Origin of the sequence: Aureimonas phyllosphaerae (assembly GCF_047943035.1) — a bacterium.
GTDB classification, from domain to species: domain Bacteria; phylum Pseudomonadota; class Alphaproteobacteria; order Rhizobiales; family Rhizobiaceae; genus Aureimonas; species Aureimonas phyllosphaerae.
Genome location: NZ_CP181348.1, coordinates 1,123,470 through 1,149,545, shown reverse-complemented (window position 1 = coordinate 1,149,545; position 26,076 = coordinate 1,123,470). Strand labels below are relative to the sequence as shown.

The window sequence follows — 26,076 nt, the reverse complement described above, 5'->3', positions numbered from 1 at the left end:
CCGGCGTCCCGGGCCGGGTCTTCCTTTGCGTCGCGAGCGGACTTCGCGTCGCCTCGCGGGGGAACTGTCTGGCACCCGGCCGCCCGGCTCCGAGGATCCGGCTGGCAATGCCCTTCATGGAAGCTTTCTGTCCGGTGCGGCGCCATCCCTGGCCGTCTTGCCGAACGGGGCGGCGGCGTTCGAGCGTCCTGCCTGGAGCGCGTTCCGAAGCCGAGGTCGGGGGACAAACCCCTCGCGTCATCCGCCTTTGCTGGGAAACACTAGTGGCTCGCCCCTCCCCTCACAAGGGGCAAAGGGCCGGAGACCTTGGAAATCATCCGATCCGCCCCTCGTTTTCCCCATCGCTGTCGCGCCGGAACCACAGCGCGCGCACGATACCGGCAAGATCGCTCCGCCATGCCATGGAGACGAACCCGGCCGCCTCGGCCAGACGCGCCACGTCGTGTTCCTGCCCCCGGCCGATCTCGAGCAGCAGGTCGCCGCCGGCCGGCAGAAGCCGCGCCGCCTCCTCGACGATCCGGCGATAGGCGTCGAGCCCGTCCGCGCCGCCGTCGAGCGCGAGCGCCGGATCGAACCGCCGGACGCCGGGGTCGAGCCCGTCGAGATCGGCGGTCGGGATATAGGGCGGGTTGGACACCACCGCGTCGAGCGGCGGCCGGAGGGCCGAAAGGTAGTCGGCCCGCAGCGGCCAGAAGCGGTCGGCGACACCCGCAGCCTCGGCATTACCGCGGGCCGTCGCAAGCGCGCCTTCCGCAAGATCGATCGCGATCCCGCGCGAGCGTGGAAGACGCGACAGAAGGCACACAGCGATCGCCCCGGTGCCGGTGCCGACATCGGCAAAGAGGAGCGGCCCGTCGCCCCGGCGCGCCAGAACCTCGCTGGCGAGATCCACCAGCGCCTCGGTGTCGGGCCGGGGCTCCAGCGTGTCGGGCGACAGGGCGAACTCGTGTTCGCCGAAGGCCCGGTACCCGAGGATGCGGTGCACCGGCTCGAAGCCGAGCCGCCGCGCCGCCATGGTCTCGAGCCGCGCCGCGGCGCCGGCATCCACGCGGTCGCCGGCCCGCAGGATCAGGCCGGCGGCATCGAGCTCGAGCGCGGCGGCAACGAGCAGGCGGGCGTCGAGGTCCGCGCTCTCCAGCCCCGCGGCGCGCAGGCGCGCGCGCAGATCGCCGAGAAGGCTGGCGACGGTCGGCGCGGTCATGGCCGGCTCAGTCGCCCATGGCGGCGAGGCGCGCGGCCTGGTCGTCGGCCACCAGCGCCTCGACGAGTTCGTCCATGTCGCCCTCGATCACGCGGTCGAGCTTGTAGAGCGTCAGGTTGATACGGTGGTCGGTCACGCGCCCTTGCGGGAAGTTGTAGGTGCGGATGCGCTCGGACCGGTCGCCGGAGCCCACCTGCGCGCGGCGGTCGGCCGAGCGCTCGGCGTCGATCCGCGAGCGCTCCATGTCGAAGAGCCGGGCGCGCAGCACCTGCATGGCGCGGGCGCGGTTCTGGTGCTGCGACTTCTCCGACGAGGTGACGACGATGCCGGTCGGCAGATGCGTGATGCGCACGGCCGAATCGGTGGTGTTGACGTGCTGGCCACCGGCGCCCGACGAGCGCATCGTGTCGATGCGGATGTCCTCGTTGCGGATGGCGATGTCGACCTCCTCGGCCTCCGGCAGCACCGCGACGGTGGCGGCCGAGGTGTGGATGCGCCCGGCCGATTCGGTGGCGGGCACGCGCTGCACGCGGTGGACGCCCGATTCGAACTTCAGGCGCGAGAAGACGCCCTGCCCGGTCACCGAGGCGATCACCTCGCGGTAGCCGCCGGCCTCGCCCTCCGACGCCTCCATGATCTCGACGCGCCAGCCGCGCCCTTCGGCATAGCGCTGGTACATGCGGAAGAGATCCCCGGCAAAGAGGCCGGCTTCCGAGCCGCCGGTGCCGGCGCGGATCTCGAGGATCGCGCCCTTGGCGTCGGCCGCGTCCTTCGGCAGGAGGAGGACGAGGAGCTCCTTCGACAGGGTCTCGAGCCGATCCTCCACCTCGCCGATCTCGGCGCTGGCGAGATCGCGCATCTCGCGGTCGGACGCCGGGTCGGCCAGCATCTCGCGCAGGCCCGCCAGCTCCGCCTCCGCCGCGTGATAGGCGCGGATGCCGGCGACGACGTCCTCCAGCCCCGCATATTCGGCGGCGAGCCGGGCATAGGTCTCGTGGTCGGGACCGGACGCCATCTCCGATGACAGCTGATCCGAGCGCCGGAGGATCTCGGTCATGGTGTCGGCGGGTAGAATGGCCATGCGTGTCGTCCGGTCCGGGCGCGCCGGACCGTGCGGCCCGGCAGCAACCCTCTCAATGGGGAATGGCGTGCGCCTGCGCGTAATCTTCCAGCATCTGCCGGAAGGTCTGGCGCGGGTGACGTTCGGCGAGATGGGCGGTGATCGTGCGGTGCAGGTCCTCGGCATCGAGTTCGAGCAGCATCGCCTTCACCGGCCCGATCGCCGACGAGGTCATGGATATGGACCGGAACCCCAATCCGATCAACGCCATCGCCGACAAGGGGCGCCCCGCCATCTCGCCGCAGAGCGTGACGGACACGGAATGGCGCTGCCCGGCGTCGAGGATCTCGCGCAGCGCCCGCATGAAGGGCGAGGAGAGATCGTCGAAGCGACCCGAGATCTGCGCATTGCCGCGGTCGACCGCGCAGAAGAACTGGAACAGGTCGTTGGAGCCGATCGAGACGAAGTCGACGAGTTGCATCAGCTCGTCGAGCTGGAACAGGAGCGAGGGCACCTCGATCATCGCGCCGAGCTTCAGCCGACGCGGCATGGCATGGGCGAAGCGCGTGAGGTGCTTGAACTCGCGGCTGATGAGGTCGCGCGCCTGGCGCAACTCCTCGAGGTCGGTGACCATCGGGAACATGACGCGCAGCTCGCGCCCCGCCGACGCCTTGAGGAGCGCGCGCAGCTGGGTGCGCATCAGGCCGGGCCGGTCGAGCGCAAGGCGCAGCGCGCGGTAGCCGAGCGCCGGGTTCTCCTCCGGCGACTGGTGGAGGTAGGGCAGGACCTTGTCGCCGCCGACATCGAGCGTGCGGAAGGTGACCGGCTTGCCGTCGGCCGCGTCCAGCACCGCCGAATACAGGCGCTCCTGGTCGCTGGTCTTGGGCATGGTCGAGGCGATCATGAACTGCAACTCGGTGCGGAAGAGCCCGATGCCCGCAGCCCCCGCCGCCTCGACCTGCGGCAGGTCGACGAGGAGGCCGGCGTTCATGAGGAGCGCGACGTCCTGTCCGTCGCGCGTGCGCGCCGGCACGTCGCGCAGCGCCTGGTAGCGCTGCTGGCGCTTGGCGCGGAACTGGACGCGCTCGACGAACACCTTCTCGACGTCGGCGGGCGGGCGCAGGTGCACCGCCCCCTCCTCGCCGTCGACGATGATCGCATCGCCCTTCTCGGCCATCGAGACGGCGCCCTTGGCCTGGCCGACGACCGGGATGCCGAGTGCGCGCGCCACGATCACGACGTGGCTCGTCGCCCCGCCCTCTTCGAGCACGAGGCCGCGGATCTGCTCGCGCCGGTAGTCCAGAAGCTCGGCCGCGCCCATGGAGCGCGCGACGATCACGACGTCGCCCGCGACGCCATCGCCGAACATGTCGCCGTCCCGGCCCATCAGCTGGCGAAGGAGGCGGTTGGCGAGATCGTCGAAATCGTGCAGCCGCTCGCGCAGGAACGGGTCGGAGGCGTGCATCATGCGCGCGCGCATGTCGTTCTGCACCTTCTCGACCGACGCCTCGGCGGTCAGGCCGTTGCGCACGGCCTCCTCCAGCCGGCGCACCCAGCCGCGGTCGTGCGCGAACATGCGATAGGCTTCGAGCACAGCGCGGTGCTCGCCCTCGGCCGCCATGTCGCGGCGCTGGAGCATGTCCTCGATCGAGATCCGCAGCGAGGACACGGCCCTCTCGAGGCGCGCGACCTCGGCCTCGGCGTCCTCGTTGAAGAGGTTGGTGACGACGACGCGCGGCTCGTGGAGGATGACGTGGCCGAGCCCGATCCCGTCGGCGAGCGCCAGACCCTCGAAGTGGACAGGGCGCGACAGGTCGAGGACGACGCCGGGCCGCGACAGGCCCTCGAGGCTGCCGGCGGCGATCATCTCGGCGACCACCATGGCGACCGTCTCAAGCGCCTCGGTCTCCTCGTCGCGATAGATGCGCTTTTCCTTGTTCTGGACGACCAGCACGCCGAGCGTGCGGCCCGCGCGCAGGATCGGCACGCCCATGAAGGAGTAGAAGATCTCCTCGCCCGTCTCCGGCAGATAGGTGAAGGCCGGGTGCTTCTGCGCGTCCTGGAGGTTGAGCGCACGGGCCGTGGCGGCAATCGTGCCGACCAGCCCTTCGCCGAGCCGAAGCTGGGCCAGGTGCACCGAGCCGGGGTTCAACCCCTGCGTCGCATAGAGCTCGAGGATGCCGTCGGCGCGCAGCACATAGAGGGAGCAGACCTCGGCCACCATGTTGGCGGCGATCTGGCGCACGATCTCGTCGAGGCGCGCCTGCGCCTCGAGCGGTTCGGCCATGAGTTCCCTGATCCGGCGCAGAAGGATGCGCGGTCCCGAGGAGTCGCTTCGCATCAGGCACGTCTTCCGTCGGTCTGCGGTCGGTCCCGGCCCAAGGGTTCGATCGGGCCGGAGGAGATTCGGGCGCCCCTGCGGCGCCGCCGGCTCAAGCTTTGTCGAGACCGTAGACGGAATGCAAGGTGCGCACCGCCAGTTCGGTATACTCGCCGTCGATCAGGATCGAGATCTTGATCTCCGAGGTGGTGATGGCGCGGATGTTGATGCCACGTCCCGCGAGCGCCTTGAAGGCCGTGGCGGCGACGCCGGTGTGCGAGCGCATGCCGATGCCGATCACCGAGACCTTGGTGAGGCCGCGCTCGGACTGGACGACGTCGAAGCGCATCTCGGCCTTCGCGCCCTCGATCACCTGCGTCGCCTTGGCGAGGTCGCCGGCCGGCACGGTGAAGGTCATGTCGGTGCGCGTGCCGTCTTCCGAGACGTTCTGCACGATCATGTCGACGTTGACGCCGGCATCGGCCAGCGGCCCGAAGATGGCGGCGGCCACGCCCGGCTGGTCCTCGACGCGGCGCAGCGAGATCTGCGCCTCGTCCTTGGCGTAGGCGATGCCGGTGACGACCTGCTGTTCCACGATTTCATCCTCGTCGCAAATAAGGGTCCCCGGAGGGTTCAGGAAGTCGCCCATGCCCGGCGCGTCGGGGTCCTCGAAGGAGGACCGCACGAAGGTGCGCACCTTGTGGACCATGGCGAGCTCGACCGAGCGCACCTGCAGCACCTTGGCGCCGAGCGAGGCCATCTCGAGCATCTCCTCGAAGGAGACGCGGGCCATGCGCCGGGCCTTGGGCTCGATGCGGGGGTCGGTGGTGTAGACGCCGTCGACGTCGGTATAGATGTCGCAGCGGTCGGCTTTCAGCGCTGCGGCGACCGCCACGGCCGACGTGTCGGATCCGCCGCGCCCGAGGGTCGCGATGCGGTTGTCGGGCGCCAGACCCTGGAAGCCGGCGATCACGGCGACCTGCCCCTCACCGAAGCGGCGCACGATCTCGGAGCCGTCGATCTCCTGGATGCGCGCCGAAGCGTGGGCGCCGTCGGTGCGGATCGGGATCTGCCAGCCCTGCCAGGAGCGGGCGTTGATGCCCATCTGCTGGAGCGTGATGGCGAGGAGACCCGCCGTCACCTGCTCGCCGGAGGCCACCACCGCGTCGTACTCGCGCGCGTCGTGCATGGCGGAGGCCTGCGTGCACCAGCCGACGAGTTCGTTGGTCTTGCCCGACATCGCCGAGACGACCACGGCCACCTGATGGCCGGCGTCCACCTCGCGTTTGACGTGGCGCGCGACGTTCCGGATCCGGTCGATGTCGGCGACGGAGGTGCCGCCGAATTTGAGAACGAGACGCGCCATGACTTCAGACCGATGTCGAGCGGGCCGCCCGCCGTTCGCTCTGCGGGCGTGCCCGTCCATTCAGGAGGGAACACGAGCGCCCGCTTCGATGCCGGTCCCCGATCGGCACGGCGAGCGGCCTCGGTTAGCCGAAGCGGTGGTGGAGCGCAAGGCGAGGCGGGCCACCCTGTCGCGCTTGACTTCCCGCCGCCGGGCGGAACATGCCCGGCCAACGCGTTTTTTCGGACAACGGATGAGCATCATGACCGAGGCACGGCAGACCACGATCGACGCCGGCGAGGTCGAGCGCTTCTCGAAGCTCGCCGCCGAATGGTGGAACCCGCGCGGCAAGTTCAAGCCGCTGCACAAGTTCAACCCGGTGCGTCTCGCCTATATCCGCGAGCAGGTCGGCCTCAACTTTGGACGGGACCTCCATTCGCTGAAGCCCTTCGAGGGCCTGCGCATGCTCGATATCGGCTGCGGCGGCGGCCTGATCTCCGAGCCGCTCGCGCGCCTCGGCGCCGAGGTCGTGGGCGCCGACGCCTCAGTTACCAACATCGAGGTGGCGCGTCTCCACGCGGCGGAAAGCGGCGTTGCGGTGGACTACCGCGCCGAGACCGCGGAAGCGCTGGAAGCGGCCGGCGAGCGCTTCGACGTCGTGCTGGCGCTCGAGGTCGTCGAGCACGTCTCGGACGTGAACTACTTCCTCACCTCGGCCGCGCGCATGGTGAAGCCGGGCGGGCTGATCTTCGTCGCCACGATCAACCGCACGATGAAGGCGCTGACCTTCGCCATCGTCGGTGCGGAATACGTTCTCGGCTGGCTGCCCAAGGGCACGCACGAATATGCCAAGCTCGTCCGCCCCGGCGAGATCGACGCGCCGCTCGGCGCGGAAGGCTTCACGCGGATCGACCAGACCGGCGTCGTCTACCACCCGCTGGCCGACGCCTGGCGCCGCTCGCGCGACATGGACGTCAACTATATGGTCCTCTACCGCCGACCCTGAAGCGGAACCGACCCCCTCTTCCGGTCGCGACGGCGATCTGGTAGGGAATGCTTCCGTTGAAAGTCAGGTTTAAGGTTGCCGGGCCTCCGGGCGCGGCGAAGGCCGGGAATTCTCGATGTCAGCATCCCTCGCGCGGCTTGCCCTTCCCTCCGACGAGGATCGCCGGGTCGTCGCCTTTCCGCGCTGCCCGACCGCCGAGCGCATCCATGTCGCCCGCACCCTGACGGACGATCAGCGGCTGGACCTTGAGCGCCTGCGCTGGCTCGCGCTGCGCTCGCAGCTCGCCCCGCGCGCCGACCTCGAACGCGCCTGCTACATCCTCGCCGGCCAGCCGACCGCCTCGCTCGACCGCCTCGCCACCGTGTTCTTCCGCGGCCTGTCCGAGCGGGCGTCGTCGGAGATGGTGATCTATCGCCCCAGCGCCGTGTCGGTCAGCGACGACGAGTCCTGGCTCCTGCGCCTCGTTGCCGCCTGCCGCGACGGGCAGGACGCGGCGGCGGGCGCCCTCGTCGCCTGGCGCGTCGCCCCATCGGCGCGGCGCTGGATGCGCTTCCTGTCCGCGGCCATGGTCCGCGCGCTAGACGCCGCCTGACCGATGCGCCCCGGCCGACCCCGTCCATACGGTCGGCCTTTTCGGGATGCGCTTCATCCCGCCTCTTCCTGTTTCTTCCTGCGGCAGCGCCCGATCGCGCATCCGCTCCGGCGTGCCCCACAGGGAGACGCACACCCGCGTCGCCCACTTGCTAGTTTAGAATGATTCAAAGAAGGCTTGAAACGGGTCGCCATCGCGTCTAGTTTGGAACCATTCCAATTCGCCCTCGCAACCCGTGGGCAAGCCCACGCGTTGAAACCGCAAACCTCAGGAGAAGCATCATGGGTCTGGTTGCCGCCAAGATCGAACCGAGCGCCAAGGAAGAGATCGTCAACGGCCTGACGCAGGCGCTCGCCGAGACCGCCATCGAGACGCTCAAGGCGCAGAACTTCCACTGGAACGTCACCGGCATGAGCTTCGGCTCGCTGCACGAGCTGTTCCAGGAGATCTATGAGGATCACTTCGAGGCGCAGGACCTTCTGGCCGAGCGCATCAAGGCGTTCGACGCCCATGCCGAAGGCCGCTTCTCGGTCTATCTCGAGCGCAGCGCCGTCGAGGAGCATGACGGTCGCACCGACGCCAAGACGATGATCGAGGTCCTGATGAAGGATCAGGAGACGCTGTCCTCGACGCTGTCCTCGCTGGCGCAGGTCGCCGAGGAGCACGGCGACTGGGCGACCAACGACATGGCGACCGGCCGCATCGAGAAGCACGACAAGTTCGCCTGGATGCTGCGCGCCCACCTCAAGTCGACCGCCGCCTGAGCGATCGACTCTTCGATAAAAAGACCCGCCGGAGCGATCCGGCGGGTCTTTTTCGTATGGGGTCAGAGGTCGCCGTCCTCCTCGTCGAGCGGACAGGGCACGCCTTCCTGGCTGCACTTGCGACGATAGGCGATCGCCCAGAAGGCGGGGTTCTTGTGCTCGGCGCGCAGGCGCTCGAGCAGCGCCTCGAAGAAGGCGCGCTTGCGCTCGGCGCTCCCCGAATGGGGGAAGGAGTCCTTCTCCATCTTGGTCATCATGCAGCCGACGCAGCGCCCCGCGCGCTTGTACTTGCACACGTCGACGCAGGGGCTCGGGGCATCCGCCCAGGCTGGCGATACGCTCATGGAGAGGTCCTCGGGGTCCGGGACCCTGGAGTTAGGCAGCCTCGGCCCCCGTGTCGAGGTCGGCTTCCAGCTTGTCGAGCGGACAGGGCCGTCCCTTCTTCTCGCAGCGGCGGCGATACATGCGCGACCAGTAGGCGTAGCGGCCCGCCGCCTGCAGCCGCTCGCGCAGCATGGCGAGGAAGGCGCGCTTCTCGCCCTTGCCCTCCAGCCGCTTGAACCGCTTCTTCTCGGGCTTGGTCATCCGGCAGGCGATGCACTGCCCCTCGATCTTGAACTTGCAGACGGAGACGCAGGGGCTCGGCGCCTTGGCGAAGGTCTTGGCCATGTCGGTCGGTCCGTCGGTTCAGTTCTTGTCTTCGGGGAGTGGCGGCAAGGGCAGCGCGGCGATGCCTTCCTCGAGGAGGCCGCGCACCTCCTGCCCGCTCGCCTCGCCGTAGATCTGCCGGCCTTCCGCCTCGCCGTAGTGGATGCGCCGGGCTTCTTCCGCAAAGCCCGCGCCGACATAATGGCCCTCGGCGCGGACCTTGCGGGCCATCTCCTGAAGCTGGCGGTAAAGCTCGGCCGCCTCGCCAATGGGTGCGCTCGTCACCGCGCCGCCCGGCCGGTGGCCCGGTATGCGACCCGGCTCGGGCGCCGCCGCGACGGCCGGGCTCATCAGCGCCTTCTCGACGCCGTGCCCCTCGCAGACCGGGCAGGCGAGCAGCCCGCGCGATCCCTGTGCCTCGAAATCGGCGGAGGAGCGGAACCAGCCGTCGAAACCGTGGCCGCAGTCCCGGCAGCGAAGGGCGTAGCGGATCATGCCTCTGCGGTCGCGCGCACCGCCGGCGCCTCGAAGGGCCGGCGGTTCTTGAGGTTGGGGATCTTGGCGCGCACGCTGCCGACGAGTTCGGTGTCCACCGTCGCCAGCGCCACGCCCGGCTCGTCGCCCTTCACCTCGGCAATGATCCGGCCCCAGGGGTCCGAGATCAGCGAGTGGCCGAAGGTCTCGCGCCCGTCCTCGTGGCGCCCACCTTGCGCGGCGGCGATCATGAAGCAGTTGTTCTCGATCGCGCGGGCACGCAGGAGGACGTGCCAGTGCGCCTCGCCGGTCTGGCGCGTGAAGGCGGCGGGCGCCGTCAGTACCTCGGCACCGGCCAGCGCCTCGGCCCGGAAGAGCTCGGGAAAGCGCATGTCGTAGCAGACCGCAAAGCCGATCCGCGCCGTGCCGTCCGCAAAGCGCACGTCGGCGAGCCCCGAGCGGGTGCCCGGCAGGTAGGTCGCCGACTCGCGCCAGCTTTCGCCGCCGTCGAGGTCGACGTCGAACATGTGGATCTTGTCGTAGGTCTCGATCGTCCCGCCGTCCGGCCCGAACAGGAAGGCGCGGTTGGCCGCCATCCCGTCGCCGGCGTCGACCGCCGTCGAGCCGAGATGGAGGACGATGCCATGCCGGCGCGCCAGCGCTCTGGCGGCGGCGACCACCGGATCGCTGTCCGTGGGCTTCAGGTGCGAGCGGAACCGCTCGCGGTCGCGGCAGAGGATGCCGGTCATCTCCGGCGTCTGCACGAACTGCGCACCGCGCGCCGCAGCGTCCGCGACCAGCGCCTCCATAGCCTCGATGTTGCGGGCGGGATCCTCGCCGGAGCGCATCTGCACCACGGCGGCCTTGAACGTCGTCATCGCCTCGGTCCTCAGCCGGCCAGCATCGGATCGAGCTTGCCGGCCCGGTCCAGCGCGTGGAGATCGTCGCAGCCGCCGACGTGCCGGTCGCCGATGAAGATCTGCGGGAAGGTCGAGCTGCCGGGGGCGCGGCTCATCATCTCCTGCCGGTAGGACGGCTCGACGGTCGCGTCCTTCTCCTCGAATGCGACGCCCTTGCGGGTCAGGAGATCCTTGGCGCGCGCGCAGTAGCCGCAGAACTGTCGGGTATAGATGGTGACGGGGGGCATGGCGTCCTCGAAACTTCAGGCGACGCGCTGATATGCGGTCATCCGCCGCCGGCCGCAACCCTGGCGAAGACGAGGACGCTGACCTCGGCGGCGCCCGCGCGCTTCAGCGCGAGCGTTGCCGCCGAGACCGTCGCGCCGGTCGTGTAGACGTCGTCGACGAGAAGGACGCGCCGCCCGCGCACGGTGGCGCTCTGGGCGGCGGGTACCTCGAAGGCGCCGCGCACGTTCTCGCGCCGCTCGTCCGGCCCGAGGCCGACCTGGCTGCGCGTCGCACGCCGCCGCCGAAGGCTCATCGGCGCATAGGCGAGACGCTCGGCGCGGGCGATTGCGCGGGCGAGCTCGGCGGACTGGTTGAAGCGCCGGCGCATCAGACGCCGCGCATGGAGCGGCACCGGCACCACGAGGTCGCTGGCGGCGATCGCCTCCTGGCCGGCCCGTCGCATCCAGGCCGCCATCAGCGGAACGAGATCGGCCCGGTCGGCGTATTTCAACGATGCGACCATGCGCGCGGCGAGCGTCTCGTAGACGAGGGCGGCCCGCAGACGCGCGAATACCGGCGGGTCGGCGATCGCTTCCGCCGACAGGAAGCCGCGTCCGAGATCGTAGGAGAAGGGAAGGCCCAGCACCTCGCAATAGGGACGCTCGATGAAGCGCAGCGAACGCCAGCACTGCGAGCAGACGGCCGGCGCCCGTGCGAGCGCGGCGCCGCAACCGGCGCAGACCGGCGGATAGATGAGCCGACCGATCGGCCCTGCGACACGGGACAGGCCGCGCCAGACGAGATCCATGCCCATCGCCCCCACCCCGTCTTCTCCTCCGGCGCTTCCCATGCGCCGCCACCGACGATACTCCCCGGCGAGCCGGCCACAAGCCCCTTGCCCCGCTTCGAGACCTGGAGCCCGACAATGACCGCCAACGCCCCCTTCGACCGTGCGCTGATCGACCGGCGCCGCGTGCGCGCGGTGGCACGCGCGGCACCGGGCGCCTCGTTCCTGCTCGACGCGGTGGCGGACGAGCTTGCCGAGCGCCTGTCGCTCGTCCAGCGCCAGTTCGCGGTGGGCGTGGAACTCGCCGGACACACGGGGGCGCTGGCCGCGCGGCTTGGCGAAGGCGGCCAGGTCGAGCGCTTGCTGCGCATCGAGCGCGACGCGCGTTTCCTCGGCCCCGGCGAAGGGGTCGTCGCGGACGAGGAGGCGTTGCCCCTGCGCGACGAGAGCGTCGATCTCGTCCTGTCGCCGCTCTCGCTGCACCTGACCAACGACACGCCGGGCGTTCTGGTGCAGATCCGCCGGGCGCTTCGCCCGGACGGGTTGTTCCTTGCCGCGCTCCTGGGCGGCGAGACGCTGAACGAGCTGCGCGCCTCGCTTCTGGCGGCAGAGGCCGAGATCGCGGGCGGCGCCAGCCCGCGCGTCGCGCCGTTCGCGGACCTGCGCGAGGCGGGCGGCCTCCTCCAGCGCGCCGGCTTCGCGCTGCCGGTCATCGACCAGGACCGGCTGACGGTGCGCTACGCCTCGATGTTCGAGCTGATGCGCGACCTGCGCGACATGGGCATGAGCAACATGCTGCATGCCCGCGCGCGCCGCCCGGTGGGGCGGCAGCTGTTCTTCCGGGCAGCGCAAATCTATGCCGAGCGCTTCGCGGACCCGGACGGTCGCCTGCGCGCGACCTTCGACGTCGTCTACCTCTCCGGCTGGAAGCCGCACGAGAGCCAGCAGAAGCCACTGAAGCCCGGCAGCGCGACGCACAGCCTGGCGGAGGCGTTGCGACCGAAGAGCTGACGATCCGTCAGGACTTGCGCTGGAGGACTTCGGTGACCTTTTCCATCAGGTCGTTGAACATCGCGCTGACGCTGTCGTTCGTATTGCCGAGGCCGACCAGGAGCGCGAGCCCGACGAGGGCGATGATCAGGCCGTATTCGATGGCGGTGGCGCCCGAATGGTCGGCGAGAAAGCGGCGCGACGTGGGAAAGCGCTTCAGCATGCGCCCCCCGGCCGCCCGTCGCCGACCCGAAGGCAGCCGCCGACCGGGCCGGCTCCGACCGCGAAGGTGAAGCGCGAAGCGGACACCGAACCCGTGGTCATCGTGTCGATGCCTTCCGAGCCGTTGGCCGCGACCAGTCGGTCGCTGCCGCGCGGCGCGATCCCGAAGGCGATGGCACCGGCGAGCGGAGCGACGAGAAGGGCGGCACGCAGAAGGGCGCCGGCGACTCCGGGGCGACGTGGCGATCGGTGGGGCTTCTTGCGCATGCGATCCGGCTCCGGTCCCGTCCGGCGCGCCCTGCGCCAGACCGATGGGATCATCGCCGCGCACCGTGAAGACCGGTTTAAGCGGCATGCTTAACGCGGGGGCCTCCCCCATGTTTTTTCGCTTCAGGCGAGGAGATCGGTGAGGAACGGGATCAGCGGCAGGTCGGCCGGGGGCATCGGATGGTCGCGCAGGGCCGAAGCCCGCACCCACTTCAGAGCCTGCCCCTCCATCGACCGTGGAATGCCCTCGTAGCGCCGGCAGACATAGAGCGGCATCAGGAGATGGAAACCGTCATAGGTATGGCTGGCGAAGGTGAGCGGGGCGAGGCAGTCCGCCTTGGTCTCGACGCCGATCTCCTCGCGAAGCTCGCGGATCAGCGTTTCCTCCGGCGTCTCGCCAGCCTCCACCTTGCCGCCGGGAAACTCCCACAGGCCGGCGAGCGACTTGCCGGGCGGCCGCTGGGCGAGAAGGATGCGGTTGTCGGCGTCGAGCAGCGCGCAGGCCGCGACGAGGAGGAGACGAGGCGTCGGCATGGACAGGGCTCCCGTCAGACGATGATGCCCGGCGGGGCGCGGTAGACGTAGCGATAGGCTTCCGTGAAGCCGAGGCGGGCATAGAGGGCGCGGCCGGCGGCGTTCTCGGCCTCGACCTGCAGCCAGCCGGTGCGCGCGCCCTTGTGGGCGGTGTGGCGCAGCGCGGTCGCGACGAGATCGATGCCGATGCCCTGGCGGCGGTAGCCGCTGTCCACCGCGACGTCGAGGATGCCGGCAAGGTCGTTGTCGGAGATCGCGAGCGCCACGGCGATCGGCCGGCCCTCGTCGTTCTCGCGCACGAAATAGGCGGCGGGCGGGCGGATCGAGGCCAGCACCGCCTCCAGCCCCTCGCGCAACGCCGGCGGCCGGCGATGGACGGCGAGCGAGGCCTCGAGGTAGCGCCGCGCGTCCTGCAGCGGAATCCGGTCGATCGCCTCGGCGAGGTCGAGGCTGGCGAGATCGGCGGTGTAGACGATCGATTCGCCGAAGCTCGACCAGCCGGCCTCGTCGAGATGGCGGATGAGGCGCGGCGGGGCGAGCGGCGACTGGCGAAACACCAGCGGCCGGCCGACCGCAGCGAAGCGCGCCTCGGCCCGCTCGATGCGCGCCTCGATCTCGGCGTCGTCGGCGGGATCGAGCGGGTTCACCGAGTTCAGCCGCTTGGCCGGGAAGCTCGTGGTCACCCGCACCGCCCAGGTGCCGTCGTAGAAGGTCGAGCTGGCCGGCCAGGCGCGGAAGCCCGCCGCCTCCAGCCGGCGGACCACGGTCAGCCGCGGCACGCGATCAGCTCCGGTAGTCGCCATTGATCGCGACGTATTCCTTGGTGAGGTCGCAGGTGTAGACCGTCCAGCGCCCGCTCCCGAGGCCGAGCTGGACGCCGATCCGGATCTCGTCCCGCTTCATCGCGGCCGAGGCCTCCGCCTCCGAGTAGGCCGGGTCACGCTCGCCGTCGACCGCCACGCGCACGTCGCCGAACGAGATCGCGAGGCGATCGCGCTCGGCCGGCTCGCCCGCCTTGCCGACCGCCATCACGACGCGGCCCCAGTTGGCGTCCTCGCCCGCGACCGCGGTCTTCACCAGCGGCGAATTGGCGATCGAGAGCGCGATGCGCTTGGCGGAGCGGTCATCGACCGCCCCCTCCACCGTCACGATGATCTCCTTGCGGGCGCCCTCGCCGTCGCGCGCGACCTGCCGCGCGAGATCGAGAAGGACGGCGGCCAGCGCCTCGCGGAAGGGGCCGAGCCGCGTGTCGCCGGCGTCCGCGACCTCCGCGTTGCCGGCGGCGCCCGTCGCGAACAGAAGCAGCGTGTCGGAGGTCGAGGTGTCGCTGTCGACCGTCACCGAGTTGAAGGTCGGGCCGACCGCGTCTGCCAGCAGCGCCTGCAGGACGCCCGGCGCGATGGCCGCGTCGGTGGCAAGGAACGAGAGCATCGTCGCCATGTCGGGCGCGATCATGCCCGCACCCTTGGCGATGCCGTTGAGGCGCACGGTCTTGTCCCCGAGCGCGACCTCGCGCGTCGCGACCTTGGCATAGGTGTCGGTGGTCATGATCGCATCGGCGGCCTCGCGCCAGCGCGCGCCCTTCCCTTGCGAGAAGAGGCCGGCGAGGAGCGGCGTGATCTTGGCGGCGTCGAGCGGCTCGCCGATGACGCCGGTCGAGGCGAGGAACACTTCCGACGGCGAGCAGCCGACCGCCTCGGCGGCGGCCCGTGCGGTCGCATCCGTGGTGGCGACGCCCTTGCGGCCGGTGAAGGCGTTGGCGTTGCCGGAATTGACGACGAGCGCGCGGGCCCGCCCGCCCTTCAGGCTCGCACGGCAATGGTCCACCGGGGCCGAGGGGCAGCGCGAGGTGGTGAGCACGCCCGCCACCGCGGTGCCTTCCGCGAAGGTCATCGTGAGGACGTCGGTGCGGCCCTTGTACTTGATGCCGGCGGCGCCCGTCGCGATCGACACGCCCGCGACGGCGGGCATGTCCGGCACGGAGCGGGGGGCGAGCGGGGAAACGGGATGGGACATGGCGCAACCCTTCGGCCGGGGGAACTGGAGCGGTTCGCCTCCCTGTGCCCCAAGCCGCGGGTGAGCGGCAAGCGACATTTCGGCGACGCGGCCGGACGGGCGCACGAAAAAGGGGCGCCGGATCGGCTCCGGCGCCCCGTCTCGACGGTTCGATGTTCGCGCGGCCGGTTACTGCGCCGGGGCCGGCGCGGCGTCCGTCTCGGCTTCGTCGGCCGCGGCCTCCGGATCCTCGGCGGCACCCGACATGGCCTTTTCCATCGTGTCCATCTGCGACTTCAGGGCCGGGTCGTCGTAGGTCACGGCCTCGTCGGCGCGGGCGGCCTGGACGAGCTCGACATACTTCTCGCGCATCACGACCTGGCGCACCTGGTCGGCGACCTGCTCGAAGGCCGGCGGCTGCTGCGGACGCTTCTCGATCACCTTGATGACGTGCCAGCCGAACTGCGTCTGCACCGGCTCCTTGGTATAGGTGCCCGGCTGCAGCGCGTAGGCTGCGGTCTCGAAGGCCGGCACCATCTGGCCGGGTCCGAAGAAGCCGAGGTCGCCCCCTTGAGGCCCGGTCGGGCCGGTCGACTTCTCGGCGGCGAGCGCATCGAAGTCCTTGCCGGCGTCGAGTTCCTTGATCGCGGCCTCGGCTTCTTCCTTGGTGGGGACGAGGATGTGCTTGGCGTGCACCTCCTCGACCGGCTTGATCGCGGCGACTTCCTTGTCGTAGCGCGCGCGCACCTCGGCGTCGGTGATGGCGGAGATGCCGTGCTTCTCGAAATAGGCGTTGTGCAGCGCGCGCTCGCGCAGGAAGGCGATGCGGCGCGCCGTCTCGGCGTCGTCGCCGAGCTTCTCGGCCTCGGCCTTCTGGGCCAGCGCCTTGATGTCGACGAGGGCGGCCAGCGTCGCGAGACGACGCTGCTCGGGCGGAAGCTGGGCGAACTGTTGGCCGAGGTCGGCGCTGGCGGCCTCGAGATCGGCCTGCGTGATCTTGGCGTTGCCGACCGTCACCAGCACCGTCTCCGGCGGCACCGGGGCGGGCGCGGGCGCAGCGGCGGGCGCTGCCGGCGCGGACGTCGGCGCGTCCTGGGCATGGGCGCCGACGGCGAGCGAGGCCAGGATCAGGCCGGAGGCGGCGAGCCGCGAGCGGAGCGAGGTGAGCATGAAGCGGAAGCCTTCCCGACGACGACGAAACAAAGGGGGAGCGCCGGGCGTCCTCGCCCGGCCGGGCGGGTGCGCAAGGCGGCTCCCGAGGACTGGCAAAGAGCCGACTTTGCGGTGTTTTGAGGGCCGCACGCCCGCGCTGGGGCCGGCGTTGACTTCCTCCGGGGGCCCTCTTATCTCTCCCACGTTCTGAAAGTCCAGCCGCCGCGTCCCGGAGCGCGGGCTTGCGGATCGGCGACGATCCCCGGCGGCGGACCCCGCGAGGCGGATCGCGCCCGCGACAATCTTGTTTCCTGGAAGGACGTTTCGGATGGTGAGTTTCGGCGGTCTGGCCCGCAAGCTGCTGGGGTCCTCCAACTCGCGCCGCGTCCGCAAGTTCGAGCCCACGGTCAAGTCGATCAACGCGCTGGAGGCCGAGCTCGCCCAGCTGTCCGACGACCAGCTCCGTGCCCGGACCGACGAGTTCCGTGCCCAGATCGCTGCCGGCAAGACCACCGACGACCTTCTGGTGCCCGCCTTTGCGACGGTCCGCGAGGCGTCGAAGCGCGCGCTCGGGCTTCGCCATTTCGACGTGCAGATGATCGGCGGCATGGTGCTGGCGGGCGGCGCCATCGCCGAGATGCGCACGGGCGAGGGCAAGACGCTGGTCGGCACGCTGCCGGTCTACCTTAAGGCGCTGGAGGGCAAGGGCGTCCACGTCGTCACCGTGAACGACTACCTGGCGACGCGCGACTCTGGCCAGATGGGCCGCGTCTACAACTTCCTCGGCCTGTCGGTCGGCGTCATCGTGCATGGCATGAACGACGACGAGCGCCGCGCGGCCTATGCTTGCGACATCACCTACGCCACCAACAACGAACTCGGCTTCGACTACCTGCGCGACAACATGAAGTACGAGCGCGGACAGATGGTCCAGCGCGGGCACTTCTACGCGCTGGTCGACGAGGTGGACTCGATCCTGATCGACGAGGCGCGCACGCCGCTCATCATCTCGGGCCCCCTCGACGACCGCTCCGACCTTTACCGCACGATCGACAGCTTCATCCCGCAGCTGAGCCCTGAGGACTACGAGGTCGACGAGAAGCAGCGACAGGTGTCCTTCACCGAGGACGGCACCGAGAAGCTGGAGCGCATGCTGGAGGCGGCCGGGCACCTGCACGGCCCCTCGCTCTACGACATCGAGAACGTCACGATCGTCCACCACGTCAACAACGCGCTGAAGGCCCACAAGCTCTTCCAGCGCGACAAGGACTACATCGTCCGCGGCGACGAGATCGTCATCATCGACGAGTTCACCGGCCGCATGATGCCGGGCCGCCGCTTCTCGGAAGGCCTGCACCAGGCGCTCGAAGCCAAGGAAGGCGTCACGGTCCAGCCCGAGAACCAGACGCTCGCCTCGATCACCTTCCAGAACTACTTCCGCATGTACAACCGCCTCGCCGGCATGACCGGCACGGCGGCGACGGAAGCGGCCGAGTTCGCCGACATCTACGGCCTCGACGTCGTCGAAATCCCGACCAACCTGCCCGTCGTGCGCATCGACGAGGACGACGAGGTCTACCGGACGGCGGAGGAGAAGTTCCGCGCCATCGCCAAGGAGATCAAGGCGGCGGCCGAGCGGCGCCAGCCGATCCTCGTCGGCACGACCTCGATCGAGAAGTCCGAGATGCTGGCGGAGCGGCTGCGCAAGGAGGGCCTCAAGGACTTCCAGGTGCTGAACGCACGCTACCACGAGCAGGAAGCCTATATCGTCGCGCAGGCGGGCGTGCCCGGCGCGGTGACGATCGCCACCAACATGGCCGGCCGCGGCACCGACATCCAGCTCGGCGGCAATCTCGACATGCGCATCGATCGCGAGCTCGCCGAGGTGTCGGAAGGCCCCGAGCGCGAGGCCGCGATCACGGCTCTGAAGGCCGACATCCAGCGCCTGAAGGGCGAGGCGCTCGCCGCCGGCGGCCTCTACGTGCTGGCCACCGAACGCCACGAATCGCGCCGCATCGACAACCAGCTGCGCGGCCGCTCGGGCCGCCAGGGCGATCCCGGCCGCTCGAAGTTCTACCTGTCGCTCCAGGACGACCTGATGCGCATCTTCGGGTCCGAGCGCATGGACACGATGCTGACGCGCCTTGGCCTCAAGGAGGACGAGGCGATCGTCCATCCCTGGATCAACAAGGCGCTGGAAAAGGCGCAGAAGAAGGTTGAGGCGCGCAACTTCGACATTCGCAAGAACCTCCTGAAGTACGACGACGTGATGAACGACCAGCGCAAGGTCATCTTCGAGCAGCGGCTCGAGCTGATGGACGCCGGGTCGCTCCACGAGACCGTCACCGACATGCGCCACGAGCTGATCGACACGCTGGTCGCCAAGCGCATGCCCGAGAACGCGTATCCCGAGCAGTGGGAGACGGCCGAACTCACGGAGGAGATCCGCGAATTCCTGAACCTCGACCTGCCCATCGCCGCCTGGGCGGACGAGGAAGGGATCGACGACCAGGACGTGAAGAAGCGCATCTTCGAGGCGGTCGACAAGGCGGCGGCCGATCGCGAGGAGCGGTTCGGCGGCGACATCATGCGCTACATCGAGCGCTCGGTCGTTCTCCAGACGATCGACGCCCTGTGGCGCGAGCACCTCGTCAACCTCGACCACCTGCGCTCGGCGGTCGGCTTCCGCGGCTATGCGCAGCGCGACCCGTTGAACGAGTACAAGTCGGAAGCCTTCGAGCTCTTCCAGGTGATGCTGGACCAGCTGCGCGAGCGCGTCACGCAGCAGCTGATGCGCGTCGAACTCGTGCGTCCCGAGACCGACGCGCCCGTCCTGCCCGACATGGAAGCGCATCATATCGACGCAACCACCGGCGAGGACGAGTTCGGCCGCGGTGCCGCGCGCCTCACCGCCGACTTCAACCCGCCGGGCGCCGACCGCCTGCAGCGCGATCCCGAGCGCCCGGAGACCTGGGGCGAGGTCTCGCGCAACGAGCCCTGCCCCTGCGGCTCCGGCAAGAAGTTCAAGCACTGCCACGGCGCCTACGCGCAGATCGCCTGAGGCGAACTCCGTGAAAAGGCCGGCTTTCGAGCCGGCCTTTTTCGTGGCGGACACCCGATGGGGCCGAGGCTCCGTCCGCGCGAGTGTTCACCGCACAAGTCCGGAAGCGGTCTGCGATCGGCGCTCCGGTCGGGCGCGTCTGTCGCGTCGGCTGCTGGCGCGGATGCCGCTCGCACGTGGCGCGTTCTGATGTCGGTCGGGGAACGAACGGAAAGCGGCGATGCGTCAGCGCCGCACCAAGCGTGTGATCCGCGTCGGGCTCAGGGAGCTTCAGGCTGGCCTTGCTGCCAAGAGCAATGCGTTCATCGCGGCGAAGCGCCGCCCCGATATCGGGCTCTGTGGATCGGCGAAGCGGAGAACGCGCGGCGTCGGAGACGGGCGCGAACCCGCTCAGTCGCTCCCGCCCGACAGCGCCGGCTTCTTCTGCAGGAGGTTCTTGAACATCGAGGAGCGCGCGGTCTGGATCGGCTTGCCGTCGCGATCAAAGCCCTGCCGGCGATGCTGCTCGGCGGCGTAGGCCTCGGCGGAGATCGGCGTGCCGGTCTTGTAGGTCGAGGCCGTGGTGATCGCGAAGTCCTCGGGCGCCATGGTGGCGGCGATCTTCTTCTGCATCTCCTCGTCGGCCATGCGCTTGGCGAGGAGGTCGGCCGGGGTCTCCACCACCGGGCACTCGCCGTTGGCATCGAGCGTGCGGCCGTCCGTCAGGGTCTCGTCGAAGACGTAGCGCTTCTCGCAGACCGCCACCGCCACCGGCTTGTGGGTGAGGTCGAAGCGGTCCGTGCCTTCCTTCAGCATCTTCCAGAAGGCGACATGCGGCGAATTCTGGTGGCGCGCCATGTTCTCCGGCGTCATCCGGAAGGGCAGCGCCTGGATCTGGATCGACTTCTGCCCACCCTGGAAGGCATGGTTGGCGAGCGCGTAGAGCTCCTCCATCTGCCAGTTGTCCATGGCGTAGCAACCCGACGAGTTGCACGAGCCGTGGATCATCAGGTGGGTGCCGGAGGCCTCGTTGGCACGGTCGTAGGCGTTGGGGTAGCCCATGTCGAAGGCGAGATGATACTTCGAGGTCGGGTTCATCAGGCCCGGCGTCAGGTGGTAGAAGCCTTCCGGCGCCTGACGGTCGCCTTCTTTCCGCTTGGGGCCGAGCTGCCCCGACCAGGCGCAGATCGGATAGGTCTTGAGGAGCGCGAACGTCCCGTCGGTCTTCTGCTTCCAGACCTCGAGCTCGGACTCCTCCTTGTAGAGGCGCACGAGGATGGGCGAGTTCTCGCCCATCTCCTTGGACTTGATGACCTTGACGAGCGCGGGCGGCAGCGGCGCGTTGGGCCCGACGAGATCGGCGAACACGTCGTCCTGCTGGCAGCCGGACAGGGCCATGAGACCGAGCGCCAGAAACGCCATCGTCCCAAGACGTCGTGCCGTCATTCCCCGATCCCCACGATGCGGGCGAGCGGTGGCTTTTCCCCCGCGCCCTCGAACCGATCCCCGCCCGGCCGCGCTCATCGCGCGGCTCGGGACGCTGCCCTCTTTTCGGACCGGGACGGTTACCGGAAGCTTAACGACCGGGCGGGAAATGTCCGAAAATTCTTTCCCTCGGCGCAAGGCCCCCTCCGGAACCCTGCGACAGGCCTTCTAACCCCGATCGAAGACCGTTTGAAGGCAACGATCGCGTGACGGCTGACGAGGCGTCCCGATCAGACCTTCAGCTCGCGGCCGATCGCCAGGAACTTCTCGCGGCGCTGGCGCTTCAGCTCGTCGCCCGACAGCGTGGAGAGTTCGCCGAGAGCCGCCTCGATGCGCGCGCCGGCCGTCTCGATCGCGCGCTCGCGCGAGCGATGAGCGCCGCCCGTCGGCTCCGAGACGATCTCGTCGATGACGCCGAAGCCCTTGAGGTCCTGCGCCGTGATCTTCATCGCCTGGGCGACGTCCTTGGCGCGGCTCGAGTCGCGCCACAGGATCGAGGCGCCGGCCTCCGGCGAGATCACCGAATAGATCGCGTGCTCCATCATCAGGACGCGGTTGGCCGCCGCGATCGCGATCGCGCCGCCCGATCCGCCCTCGCCGATGATGAGCGAGACCAGCGGCACCGAGAGGCCGAGACAGACCTGAGTTGAGCGGGCGATGGCCTCGGCCTGACCCCGTTCCTCTGCCCCGATGCCGGGATAGGCGCCGGCGGTATCGACCAGCGTGACGACCGGCAGGCCGAAGCGCTCGGCCATTTCCATGATGCGCACCGCCTTGCGATAGCCTTCGGGCCGGGCCATGCCGAAATTGTGCTTGAGGCGGGTCTGTGTGTCGGAGCCCTTCTCCTGGCCGATCACCGCGACCGGCCGACCCTTGAAGCGACCGAAGCCGGCGATGATCGCGTGATCCTCGGCGAAGTAGCGGTCGCCGGCCAGCGGCGTGAACTCGGTCACGAGCTGGGCGAGATAGTCGGTGCAGTGGGGCCGGTCGGGGTGGCGGGCGACCTGCGTCTTCTGCCAGGGCGTCAGCTTGCGGTAGAGATCGGCCAAGGCTTCCGTCGAGCGGGTCTCGAGGCGCTGGATGTCCTCCGAGACGTCGATCCGCCCCTCGGTGTCGCCGATCTTCTTGAGTTCGATGATCTGGCTGTCGAGATCGGCGACGGGCTTTTCGAAGTCGAGATAATTGTGCATCCAGCCGGGCCTTGCGCCGTCCTGTCGGGGTTCGGGCGGCGGTTTCCGGAGCCTGCCGGCCGAGGGGCCGGCCGGCTGGCTCGGCCGCGCGCCGAACCATGGGGTTCGCGTCGGCGCGCAAACTGGCGATCCGACATGGGAATGTCAAGAAAGCGGGCGGTTTCAGTCCCCCGAGAGCTCCGACAGGGGGTGGTGGTCGGTGACGAGGCGCATCAGGCGCTCCTCCATCACATGGGTGTAGATCTGCGTGGTGCCGATATCGGCGTGGCCGAGGAGTTCCTGTACGACGCGAAGGTCGGCGCCGTTCTGCAGGAGGTGACTGGCGAAGGCGTGGCGCAGGACGTGAGGACTGACGCGGGACGGCCGGATGCCGGCGCGGATCGCCAGGTCCTTCAGATCGCGCGCGAAGGCCTGGCGCGTCATGTGCCCGCTCTCCGAAAGCGCCGGAAACAGCCACGCCTCGCCCGCGCCGGGTAGATCCTTGAGCGAGGCGGCGAAGGCGTCCATCGCGTCGCGCGCCCGCTCGCCGATCGGCACGAGCCGCTCCTTGTTGCCCTTGCCGCGCACCACGATCAGGCTGGCGCGCGAGCGCAACACCGAGCGCGGCAGCGACACGAGTTCGGAGACGCGCAGCCCCGTGGCATAGAGGATCTCGACCAGCGCGTGCATCCGGCGGGCTCTTGCCAGCGCCGTGCCGCGAAGCTCCGGATTGCCGGCCTGCGCCTCCGCCTCGCCGATCAGCCGGTCGACCTCCTCCTCCGACAGGATCTTCGGGATCGACTTCGCCTTGCGCGATCCCTCGATCGGCGACGTCGGGTCGTCGGCGCGGCGGCCCTCGGCATAGAGGAACTTGAAGAACTGGCGCAGCGAGGACAGGCGCCGCTGGCGCGAGGAGGCGGCAAAACCGCCGGCGTCGAGCCCGGCCATGTAGGCGCGAACGGCCTCGGTCGTCGCCTCGCTCAAGGCCACGCCCTCGGCCTTCAGCGCCGCGCGGGCATGGTCGAGGTCGCGTCGATAGGCGTCGAGCGTGTTCTGCGACGCCCCGCGCTCCACCGCCATCATCTCCAGGAACGCGTCGAGATGGGCGGTGTCGCGGCTCATTTTGCCACCCCCGTCTGCGTGTTGGGCACGACGGGCGCCGGCTGCAGCGCCGGGATCGGCACCTTCACCGTCACCGGTACCGGCTGCGGCTCCACGAAGGCCACCAGCGCCGCCATCGCCGCATAGACCGCGCCCACGAGGAGCGCGAGGATGGTCAGGAGGCGCGTCAGGGTGGGCATCGGGCGGCATGGCTTTCATGAGGTGGGCAGGCGGACACTAGAGGCTGCGCGGGCGAAGCGACAGTGCCAAGGTGCCTCCCATGGCGGGCGAAGACGGCAAGTCCGGGGCGGGAGCGCGAGCCCCGCTCGCTTGACGCCACAGGGCTTTTCTGGTCTCACGCGGGACCGATCCCGCCGCTTCCTGTGCCGCCTGAACCGATGATCGAGACCGCCCGGGCCGCCGCGCCCCTCCCGCACCGCCAAGCCTCGGGCGCCGTCCAGCGTCCCGTGGTGCTCGTCGGGCTGATGGGGGCGGGCAAGACAACGGTCGGGCGCAAGCTCGCGCAGATGCTGGATCTGCCCTTCGTCGACACCGACCAGGAGATCGAGGACGCCTCGCGCATGACGATCTCGGAACTCTTCGCCACCTATGGCGAGGCCGAGTTCCGGGCGCTCGAGGCGCGCGTCGTCGCCCGCCTCCTCGACGACGGCCCACGCATCATCGCGACCGGCGGCGGCGCCTACATGAACGAGGGGACGCGCCGGCTCCTCGCGGAGCGCTCGATCACCGTGTGGCTGAAGGCGGAACTCGACGTCCTGATGGATCGCGTGATGAAGAAGCCGACGCGCCCGCTCCTCCAGACGCCCGATCCGCGCGCGACGCTGAAGGCGCTGATGGACGTGCGCTATCCCGTCTACGCGCAGGCCGACCTCCACGTGCCGACCCGCAACGTGAAGCGCGAGGCGGTGGCGCGCGAGATCCTCGACCAGCTGGAACGCCATCCCCATTTCAAGGCCTGATCCATGACCGAGACGCCAGAGCCCGCCCGCGTGCGCGTCGATCTGGGGCCGCGCAGCTACGACATCCTGATCGGGCCGGGTCTCGTGGCGTCGGCCGGCCGGCACATCGCGGCCGCCCTGCCGCGCGCCCGCGCGCTGGTCGTCTCCGACGAGACGGTGGCCGCGCTCCACGCCGACCGCCTCCTTGCCGCGCTCGAGGGCGCCGGCATCGGCGCCGCGCTTCTCACGCTGCCGCCCGGCGAGACCACGAAGTCCTTCGACCACCTGATCGCTGTCGTCGACCGGATCCTCGCCGAGCGACTGGAGCGCGGCGACGCGGTGGTGGCGCTCGGCGGCGGCGTGATCGGCGACCTCTCGGGCTTTGCCGCCGGCATCGCGCGGCGCGGCATGCAGTTCGTGCAGGTCCCGACCTCGCTGCTCGCGCAGGTCGACAGCTCCGTCGGCGGCAAGACCGGCATCAACTCGGCCCGCGGCAAGAACCTCGTCGGCGTCTTCCACCAGCCGGCGCTGGTGCTCGCCGACACCGACGTTCTCGACACGCTGTCGGAGCGCGAGTTCCGCGCCGGCTACGCCGAGGTCGTGAAATACGGCCTGATCGACCGGCCGGACTTCTTCGAATGGCTGGAGGCCAACCGCGCCGCGATCTTTTCGGGCGGCGCGGCGCGTGTCGAGGCGGTCGCGGCAAGCTGCCGCGCCAAGGCGGCGGTGGTCGCGGGCGACGAGCGCGAGGACGGCGACCGCGCGCTTCTCAACCTCGGCCACACGTTCGGCCACGCGCTGGAATCGGTCGTGCGCTACGACCCCGCGCGCCTCGTCCATGGCGAGGGCGTCGCGATCGGCATGGCGCTGGCGCACCGCTTCTCGGTCCGGCTCGGCCTCTGCCCCGGCCAGGACGCCGGCCGCGCGGAAGCGCATCTCAGGGCCGCCGGCCTGCCGACCCGCATCCAGGAGATCCCGGGCGACGGTTTCACCGTCGATGCGCTGATGGACAAGATCGCGCAGGACAAGAAGGTCTCGCGCGGCGCCCTCACCTTCATCCTGACGCGCGGCATCGGCCGGGCCTACGTCGCGCGCGACGTCGCGCCGGATGCGGTGCGGGACTTCCTCAACCAGGAGCTCGCGGCCTGACGGTCTTGTCCGGCCGCCGCGCCAGATAGGTGCGGCGCCAGCGCTTCGGAATGCAGAGCGCGAGAACGGCCAGCACCGCGCAGGCGAGCGTCGAGGCGAGGATCGCTGCATGGCCGAGCTCGGCCTCGGCCACGCCGCCCGCCACGGCACCCGCTGCCATTCCGAGCCATGGCACGACCTGCACCCACCAGCTGGGCGACGGCTCGCGCAGGAGGCGGCGCGCCAACCCCCGTCCGAGGCGCGACAGCGCGCCCGTGACATAGGTCAGCCCCAGCGACTGGCCGCCGACCTCCTCCAGCGCGACGTTGATTGCGCCCATCGCCAAGACCAGGAGCACGATCGCCGGGTCGCCGGGACCCAGCGCCGCACCGAGCGCCGTCAGCGCGGCGACGACCACGAGCAGCACCGGCTGGGAGCCGCGCACGACGCGCATCACGAGGACGCCGAGCGCGTTGCCGGCGACGAAGGCCGCGAGGAGGGCCAGGAGATGGCCGGCGCGGGCGAGATCGCCGGTGCCGGCCGCAATGCCGAAGCGCGTCGTATTGCCGCTCATGAAGGAGACGAAGTCGCCGGCGAGGAGAAATCCGACGGCGTCCGTCAGCCCCGCCGCAAAGGACAGGAGCGAGGCGAAGAGGAGGCCGACGGCGATCCGCGCCCTCGCGCGGCGGCGGACGCGGCGGCGCACGGGT

The 26,076-nt window shown here is 70.0% G+C and carries 28 protein-coding genes; 7 read left to right on the top strand and 21 right to left on the bottom strand.

Annotated features, from left to right (window positions below):
• Window positions 1–313: 313 nt before the first annotated feature.
• The 4 genes from prmC to ACLNGM_RS05265 form a co-directional block, all read right to left on the bottom strand.
• A complete protein-coding gene (gene prmC, locus ACLNGM_RS05280; protein WP_416357493.1) occupies window positions 314–1,201 on the bottom strand; it encodes a peptide chain release factor N(5)-glutamine methyltransferase in 888 nt (295 codons plus the stop codon).
• A gap of 7 nt (window positions 1,202–1,208) precedes the next feature.
• Complete coding sequence (gene prfA, locus ACLNGM_RS05275; RefSeq protein ID WP_416357492.1) at window positions 1,209–2,282, bottom strand: peptide chain release factor 1; 1,074 nt, start codon at window positions 2,280–2,282, stop codon at window positions 1,209–1,211.
• A gap of 52 nt (window positions 2,283–2,334) precedes the next feature.
• On the bottom strand, window positions 2,335–4,602 hold the full coding sequence (gene ptsP, locus ACLNGM_RS05270) for a phosphoenolpyruvate--protein phosphotransferase (RefSeq protein ID WP_416357491.1): 2,268 nt from the start codon (window positions 4,600–4,602) through the stop codon (window positions 2,335–2,337).
• A gap of 91 nt (window positions 4,603–4,693) precedes the next feature.
• Entirely contained in the window at window positions 4,694–5,947 is a 1,254-nt protein-coding gene (locus ACLNGM_RS05265; RefSeq protein ID WP_055892160.1) for an aspartate kinase, read from the bottom strand.
• A gap of 241 nt (window positions 5,948–6,188) precedes the next feature.
• Here ACLNGM_RS05265 and ubiG point away from each other — a divergent pair, with 241 nt between their 5' ends.
• From ubiG to ACLNGM_RS05250, 3 genes are all read left to right on the top strand, one after another.
• Window positions 6,189–6,932: a bifunctional 2-polyprenyl-6-hydroxyphenol methylase/3-demethylubiquinol 3-O-methyltransferase UbiG gene (ubiG, locus tag ACLNGM_RS05260; RefSeq protein ID WP_416357490.1), complete on the top strand. Its 744-nt coding sequence runs from the start codon at window positions 6,189–6,191 to the stop codon at window positions 6,930–6,932.
• 115 nt (window positions 6,933–7,047) lie between these two features.
• Window positions 7,048–7,524, top strand: coding sequence for a hypothetical protein (locus ACLNGM_RS05255; RefSeq protein WP_416357489.1), 477 nt, complete (start codon window positions 7,048–7,050; stop codon window positions 7,522–7,524).
• Window positions 7,525–7,805: 281 nt separating this feature from the next.
• On the top strand, window positions 7,806–8,288 hold the full coding sequence (locus tag ACLNGM_RS05250; RefSeq protein ID WP_055892151.1) for a Dps family protein: 483 nt from the start codon (window positions 7,806–7,808) through the stop codon (window positions 8,286–8,288).
• Between the two features lie 62 nt (window positions 8,289–8,350).
• Here the strand turns inward: ACLNGM_RS05250 and ACLNGM_RS05245 are convergent, their stop codons facing one another.
• Genes ACLNGM_RS05245 through ACLNGM_RS05220 form a run of 6 tightly spaced genes read right to left on the bottom strand, consistent with a single transcriptional unit; the run spans window position 8,351 to window position 11,345 of the window.
• Window positions 8,351–8,632, bottom strand: a complete 282-nt coding sequence (locus ACLNGM_RS05245) for a DUF1289 domain-containing protein (protein WP_416357488.1) — start codon at window positions 8,630–8,632, stop codon at window positions 8,351–8,353.
• 31 nt (window positions 8,633–8,663) lie between these two features.
• Window positions 8,664–8,957, bottom strand: a complete 294-nt coding sequence (locus ACLNGM_RS05240; protein ID WP_416357487.1) for a DUF1289 domain-containing protein — start codon at window positions 8,955–8,957, stop codon at window positions 8,664–8,666.
• An 18-nt stretch (window positions 8,958–8,975) separates the two neighbouring features.
• On the bottom strand, window positions 8,976–9,431 hold the full coding sequence (locus ACLNGM_RS05235; RefSeq protein ID WP_416357486.1) for a DUF1178 family protein: 456 nt from the start codon (window positions 9,429–9,431) through the stop codon (window positions 8,976–8,978).
• The gene (locus tag ACLNGM_RS05230; RefSeq protein WP_416357485.1) at window positions 9,428–10,288 is read right to left on the bottom strand and encodes a carbon-nitrogen hydrolase family protein; all 861 of its coding nucleotides are present in this window, start codon (window positions 10,286–10,288) and stop codon (window positions 9,428–9,430) included. The genes ACLNGM_RS05235 and ACLNGM_RS05230 overlap by 4 nt, the downstream gene beginning before the upstream one ends.
• 11 nt (window positions 10,289–10,299) lie before the next feature.
• Window positions 10,300–10,557, bottom strand: a complete 258-nt coding sequence (gene grxC / locus ACLNGM_RS05225; protein WP_055892137.1) for a glutaredoxin 3 — start codon at window positions 10,555–10,557, stop codon at window positions 10,300–10,302.
• A 38-nt stretch (window positions 10,558–10,595) separates the two neighbouring features.
• The gene (locus tag ACLNGM_RS05220; RefSeq protein ID WP_416358389.1) at window positions 10,596–11,345 is read right to left on the bottom strand and encodes a ComF family protein; all 750 of its coding nucleotides are present in this window, start codon (window positions 11,343–11,345) and stop codon (window positions 10,596–10,598) included.
• Window positions 11,346–11,462: 117 nt separating this feature from the next.
• Between ACLNGM_RS05220 and ACLNGM_RS05215 the strand changes: the two genes are divergently transcribed.
• Window positions 11,463–12,335 carry a class I SAM-dependent methyltransferase gene (locus tag ACLNGM_RS05215; protein WP_416357484.1) on the top strand — a complete coding sequence of 291 codons (873 nt, stop codon included), beginning with the start codon at window positions 11,463–11,465 and terminating at the stop codon, window positions 12,333–12,335.
• Window positions 12,336–12,342: 7 nt separating this feature from the next.
• On the opposite strand, the gene ACLNGM_RS05210 is transcribed toward ACLNGM_RS05215, so the two are convergent.
• From ACLNGM_RS05210 to ACLNGM_RS05185, 6 genes are all read right to left on the bottom strand, one after another.
• Entirely contained in the window at window positions 12,343–12,537 is a 195-nt protein-coding gene (locus tag ACLNGM_RS05210) for a Flp family type IVb pilin (RefSeq protein WP_416357483.1), read from the bottom strand.
• Complete coding sequence (locus ACLNGM_RS05205) at window positions 12,531–12,803, bottom strand: hypothetical protein (RefSeq protein WP_090963590.1); 273 nt, start codon at window positions 12,801–12,803, stop codon at window positions 12,531–12,533. Before ACLNGM_RS05205 ends, ACLNGM_RS05210 begins: the two co-directional genes overlap by 7 nt.
• Window positions 12,804–12,926: 123 nt before the next feature.
• On the bottom strand, window positions 12,927–13,337 hold the full coding sequence (locus tag ACLNGM_RS05200; RefSeq protein WP_416357482.1) for a (deoxy)nucleoside triphosphate pyrophosphohydrolase: 411 nt from the start codon (window positions 13,335–13,337) through the stop codon (window positions 12,927–12,929).
• 14 nt (window positions 13,338–13,351) lie between these two features.
• On the bottom strand, window positions 13,352–14,140 hold the full coding sequence (locus tag ACLNGM_RS05195; RefSeq protein ID WP_416357481.1) for a GNAT family N-acetyltransferase: 789 nt from the start codon (window positions 14,138–14,140) through the stop codon (window positions 13,352–13,354).
• Entirely contained in the window at window positions 14,121–15,353 is a 1,233-nt protein-coding gene (argJ, locus tag ACLNGM_RS05190) for a bifunctional glutamate N-acetyltransferase/amino-acid acetyltransferase ArgJ (RefSeq protein WP_416357480.1), read from the bottom strand. Before argJ ends, ACLNGM_RS05195 begins: the two co-directional genes overlap by 20 nt.
• Before the next feature lie 168 nt (window positions 15,354–15,521).
• Window positions 15,522–16,502 carry a peptidylprolyl isomerase gene (locus ACLNGM_RS05185; protein WP_416357479.1) on the bottom strand — a complete coding sequence of 327 codons (981 nt, stop codon included), beginning with the start codon at window positions 16,500–16,502 and terminating at the stop codon, window positions 15,522–15,524.
• Between the two features lie 310 nt (window positions 16,503–16,812).
• Here ACLNGM_RS05185 and secA point away from each other — a divergent pair, with 310 nt between their 5' ends.
• Window positions 16,813–19,545 carry a preprotein translocase subunit SecA gene (gene secA, locus ACLNGM_RS05180; protein WP_416357478.1) on the top strand — a complete coding sequence of 911 codons (2,733 nt, stop codon included), beginning with the start codon at window positions 16,813–16,815 and terminating at the stop codon, window positions 19,543–19,545.
• A 390-nt stretch (window positions 19,546–19,935) separates the two neighbouring features.
• On the opposite strand, the gene ACLNGM_RS05175 is transcribed toward secA, so the two are convergent.
• The 4 genes from ACLNGM_RS05175 to ACLNGM_RS05160 all read right to left on the bottom strand — a co-directional run bounded on the left by ACLNGM_RS05175 (window position 19,936) and on the right by ACLNGM_RS05160 (window position 23,479).
• Window positions 19,936–20,970, bottom strand: a complete 1,035-nt coding sequence (locus ACLNGM_RS05175; protein WP_416357477.1) for a L,D-transpeptidase family protein — start codon at window positions 20,968–20,970, stop codon at window positions 19,936–19,938.
• A gap of 269 nt (window positions 20,971–21,239) precedes the next feature.
• Window positions 21,240–22,199 (bottom strand): acetyl-CoA carboxylase carboxyltransferase subunit alpha, encoded by a 960-nt coding sequence (locus ACLNGM_RS05170; protein ID WP_416357476.1) that lies wholly within the window; start codon window positions 22,197–22,199, stop codon window positions 21,240–21,242.
• A 162-nt stretch (window positions 22,200–22,361) separates the two neighbouring features.
• Window positions 22,362–23,300, bottom strand: coding sequence for a site-specific tyrosine recombinase XerD (locus ACLNGM_RS05165; protein ID WP_416357475.1), 939 nt, complete (start codon window positions 23,298–23,300; stop codon window positions 22,362–22,364).
• Window positions 23,297–23,479 (bottom strand): hypothetical protein, encoded by a 183-nt coding sequence (locus tag ACLNGM_RS05160; RefSeq protein ID WP_090963575.1) that lies wholly within the window; start codon window positions 23,477–23,479, stop codon window positions 23,297–23,299. Before ACLNGM_RS05160 ends, ACLNGM_RS05165 begins: the two co-directional genes overlap by 4 nt.
• A gap of 198 nt (window positions 23,480–23,677) precedes the next feature.
• Here ACLNGM_RS05160 and ACLNGM_RS05155 point away from each other — a divergent pair, with 198 nt between their 5' ends.
• Window positions 23,678–24,259, top strand: a complete 582-nt coding sequence (locus ACLNGM_RS05155; protein ID WP_416357474.1) for a shikimate kinase — start codon at window positions 23,678–23,680, stop codon at window positions 24,257–24,259.
• A gap of 3 nt (window positions 24,260–24,262) precedes the next feature.
• Entirely contained in the window at window positions 24,263–25,387 is a 1,125-nt protein-coding gene (aroB, locus tag ACLNGM_RS05150; RefSeq protein WP_416357473.1) for a 3-dehydroquinate synthase, read from the top strand.
• Here the strand turns inward: aroB and ACLNGM_RS05145 are convergent.
• On the bottom strand, window positions 25,365–26,072 hold the full coding sequence (locus ACLNGM_RS05145) for a YoaK family protein (protein WP_416357472.1): 708 nt from the start codon (window positions 26,070–26,072) through the stop codon (window positions 25,365–25,367). The two genes, aroB and ACLNGM_RS05145, sit on opposite strands and share 23 nt — an antisense overlap.
• Window positions 26,073–26,076 lie beyond the last annotated feature (4 nt).

What these genes read in the sequence shown, in the direction of transcription:
- ACLNGM_RS05235 (WP_416357486.1), bottom strand. Translation starts at nt 9,431, where the DNA reads ATGATCCGCTACGCCCTTCGCTGCCGGGACTGCGGCCACGGTTTCGAC.
- ACLNGM_RS05220 (WP_416358389.1), bottom strand. Translation starts at nt 11,345, where the DNA reads ATGGATCTCGTCTGGCGCGGCCTGTCCCGTGTCGCAGGGCCGATCGGT.
- ACLNGM_RS05230 (WP_416357485.1), bottom strand. Translation starts at nt 10,288, where the DNA reads ATGACGACGTTCAAGGCCGCCGTGGTGCAGATGCGCTCCGGCGAGGAT.
- ACLNGM_RS05250 (WP_055892151.1), top strand. Translation starts at nt 7,806, where the DNA reads ATGGGTCTGGTTGCCGCCAAGATCGAACCGAGCGCCAAGGAAGAGATC.
- ACLNGM_RS05210 (WP_416357483.1), bottom strand. Translation starts at nt 12,537, where the DNA reads ATGCTGAAGCGCTTTCCCACGTCGCGCCGCTTTCTCGCCGACCATTCG.
- prmC (WP_416357493.1), bottom strand. Translation starts at nt 1,201, where the DNA reads ATGACCGCGCCGACCGTCGCCAGCCTTCTCGGCGATCTGCGCGCGCGC.
- prfA (WP_416357492.1), bottom strand. Translation starts at nt 2,282, where the DNA reads ATGGCCATTCTACCCGCCGACACCATGACCGAGATCCTCCGGCGCTCG.
- ACLNGM_RS05240 (WP_416357487.1), bottom strand. Translation starts at nt 8,957, where the DNA reads ATGGCCAAGACCTTCGCCAAGGCGCCGAGCCCCTGCGTCTCCGTCTGC.
- ACLNGM_RS05265 (WP_055892160.1), bottom strand. Translation starts at nt 5,947, where the DNA reads ATGGCGCGTCTCGTTCTCAAATTCGGCGGCACCTCCGTCGCCGACATC.
- ACLNGM_RS05185 (WP_416357479.1), bottom strand. Translation starts at nt 16,502, where the DNA reads ATGCTCACCTCGCTCCGCTCGCGGCTCGCCGCCTCCGGCCTGATCCTG.
- ACLNGM_RS05245 (WP_416357488.1), bottom strand. Translation starts at nt 8,632, where the DNA reads ATGAGCGTATCGCCAGCCTGGGCGGATGCCCCGAGCCCCTGCGTCGAC.
- ubiG (WP_416357490.1), top strand. Translation starts at nt 6,189, where the DNA reads ATGACCGAGGCACGGCAGACCACGATCGACGCCGGCGAGGTCGAGCGC.
- ACLNGM_RS05255 (WP_416357489.1), top strand. Translation starts at nt 7,048, where the DNA reads ATGTCAGCATCCCTCGCGCGGCTTGCCCTTCCCTCCGACGAGGATCGC.
- ACLNGM_RS05200 (WP_416357482.1), bottom strand. Translation starts at nt 13,337, where the DNA reads ATGCCGACGCCTCGTCTCCTCCTCGTCGCGGCCTGCGCGCTGCTCGAC.
- ACLNGM_RS05205 (WP_090963590.1), bottom strand. Translation starts at nt 12,803, where the DNA reads ATGCGCAAGAAGCCCCACCGATCGCCACGTCGCCCCGGAGTCGCCGGC.
- ACLNGM_RS05155 (WP_416357474.1), top strand. Translation starts at nt 23,678, where the DNA reads ATGATCGAGACCGCCCGGGCCGCCGCGCCCCTCCCGCACCGCCAAGCC.
- grxC (WP_055892137.1), bottom strand. Translation starts at nt 10,557, where the DNA reads ATGCCCCCCGTCACCATCTATACCCGACAGTTCTGCGGCTACTGCGCG.
- ACLNGM_RS05165 (WP_416357475.1), bottom strand. Translation starts at nt 23,300, where the DNA reads ATGAGCCGCGACACCGCCCATCTCGACGCGTTCCTGGAGATGATGGCG.
- secA (WP_416357478.1), top strand. Translation starts at nt 16,813, where the DNA reads ATGGTGAGTTTCGGCGGTCTGGCCCGCAAGCTGCTGGGGTCCTCCAAC.
- ACLNGM_RS05215 (WP_416357484.1), top strand. Translation starts at nt 11,463, where the DNA reads ATGACCGCCAACGCCCCCTTCGACCGTGCGCTGATCGACCGGCGCCGC.
- ACLNGM_RS05195 (WP_416357481.1), bottom strand. Translation starts at nt 14,140, where the DNA reads ATGGCGACTACCGGAGCTGATCGCGTGCCGCGGCTGACCGTGGTCCGC.
- ACLNGM_RS05175 (WP_416357477.1), bottom strand. Translation starts at nt 20,970, where the DNA reads ATGACGGCACGACGTCTTGGGACGATGGCGTTTCTGGCGCTCGGTCTC.
- ptsP (WP_416357491.1), bottom strand. Translation starts at nt 4,602, where the DNA reads ATGCGAAGCGACTCCTCGGGACCGCGCATCCTTCTGCGCCGGATCAGG.
- ACLNGM_RS05170 (WP_416357476.1), bottom strand. Translation starts at nt 22,199, where the DNA reads ATGCACAATTATCTCGACTTCGAAAAGCCCGTCGCCGATCTCGACAGC.
- argJ (WP_416357480.1), bottom strand. Translation starts at nt 15,353, where the DNA reads ATGTCCCATCCCGTTTCCCCGCTCGCCCCCCGCTCCGTGCCGGACATG.
- aroB (WP_416357473.1), top strand. Translation starts at nt 24,263, where the DNA reads ATGACCGAGACGCCAGAGCCCGCCCGCGTGCGCGTCGATCTGGGGCCG.
- ACLNGM_RS05160 (WP_090963575.1), bottom strand. Translation starts at nt 23,479, where the DNA reads ATGCCCACCCTGACGCGCCTCCTGACCATCCTCGCGCTCCTCGTGGGC.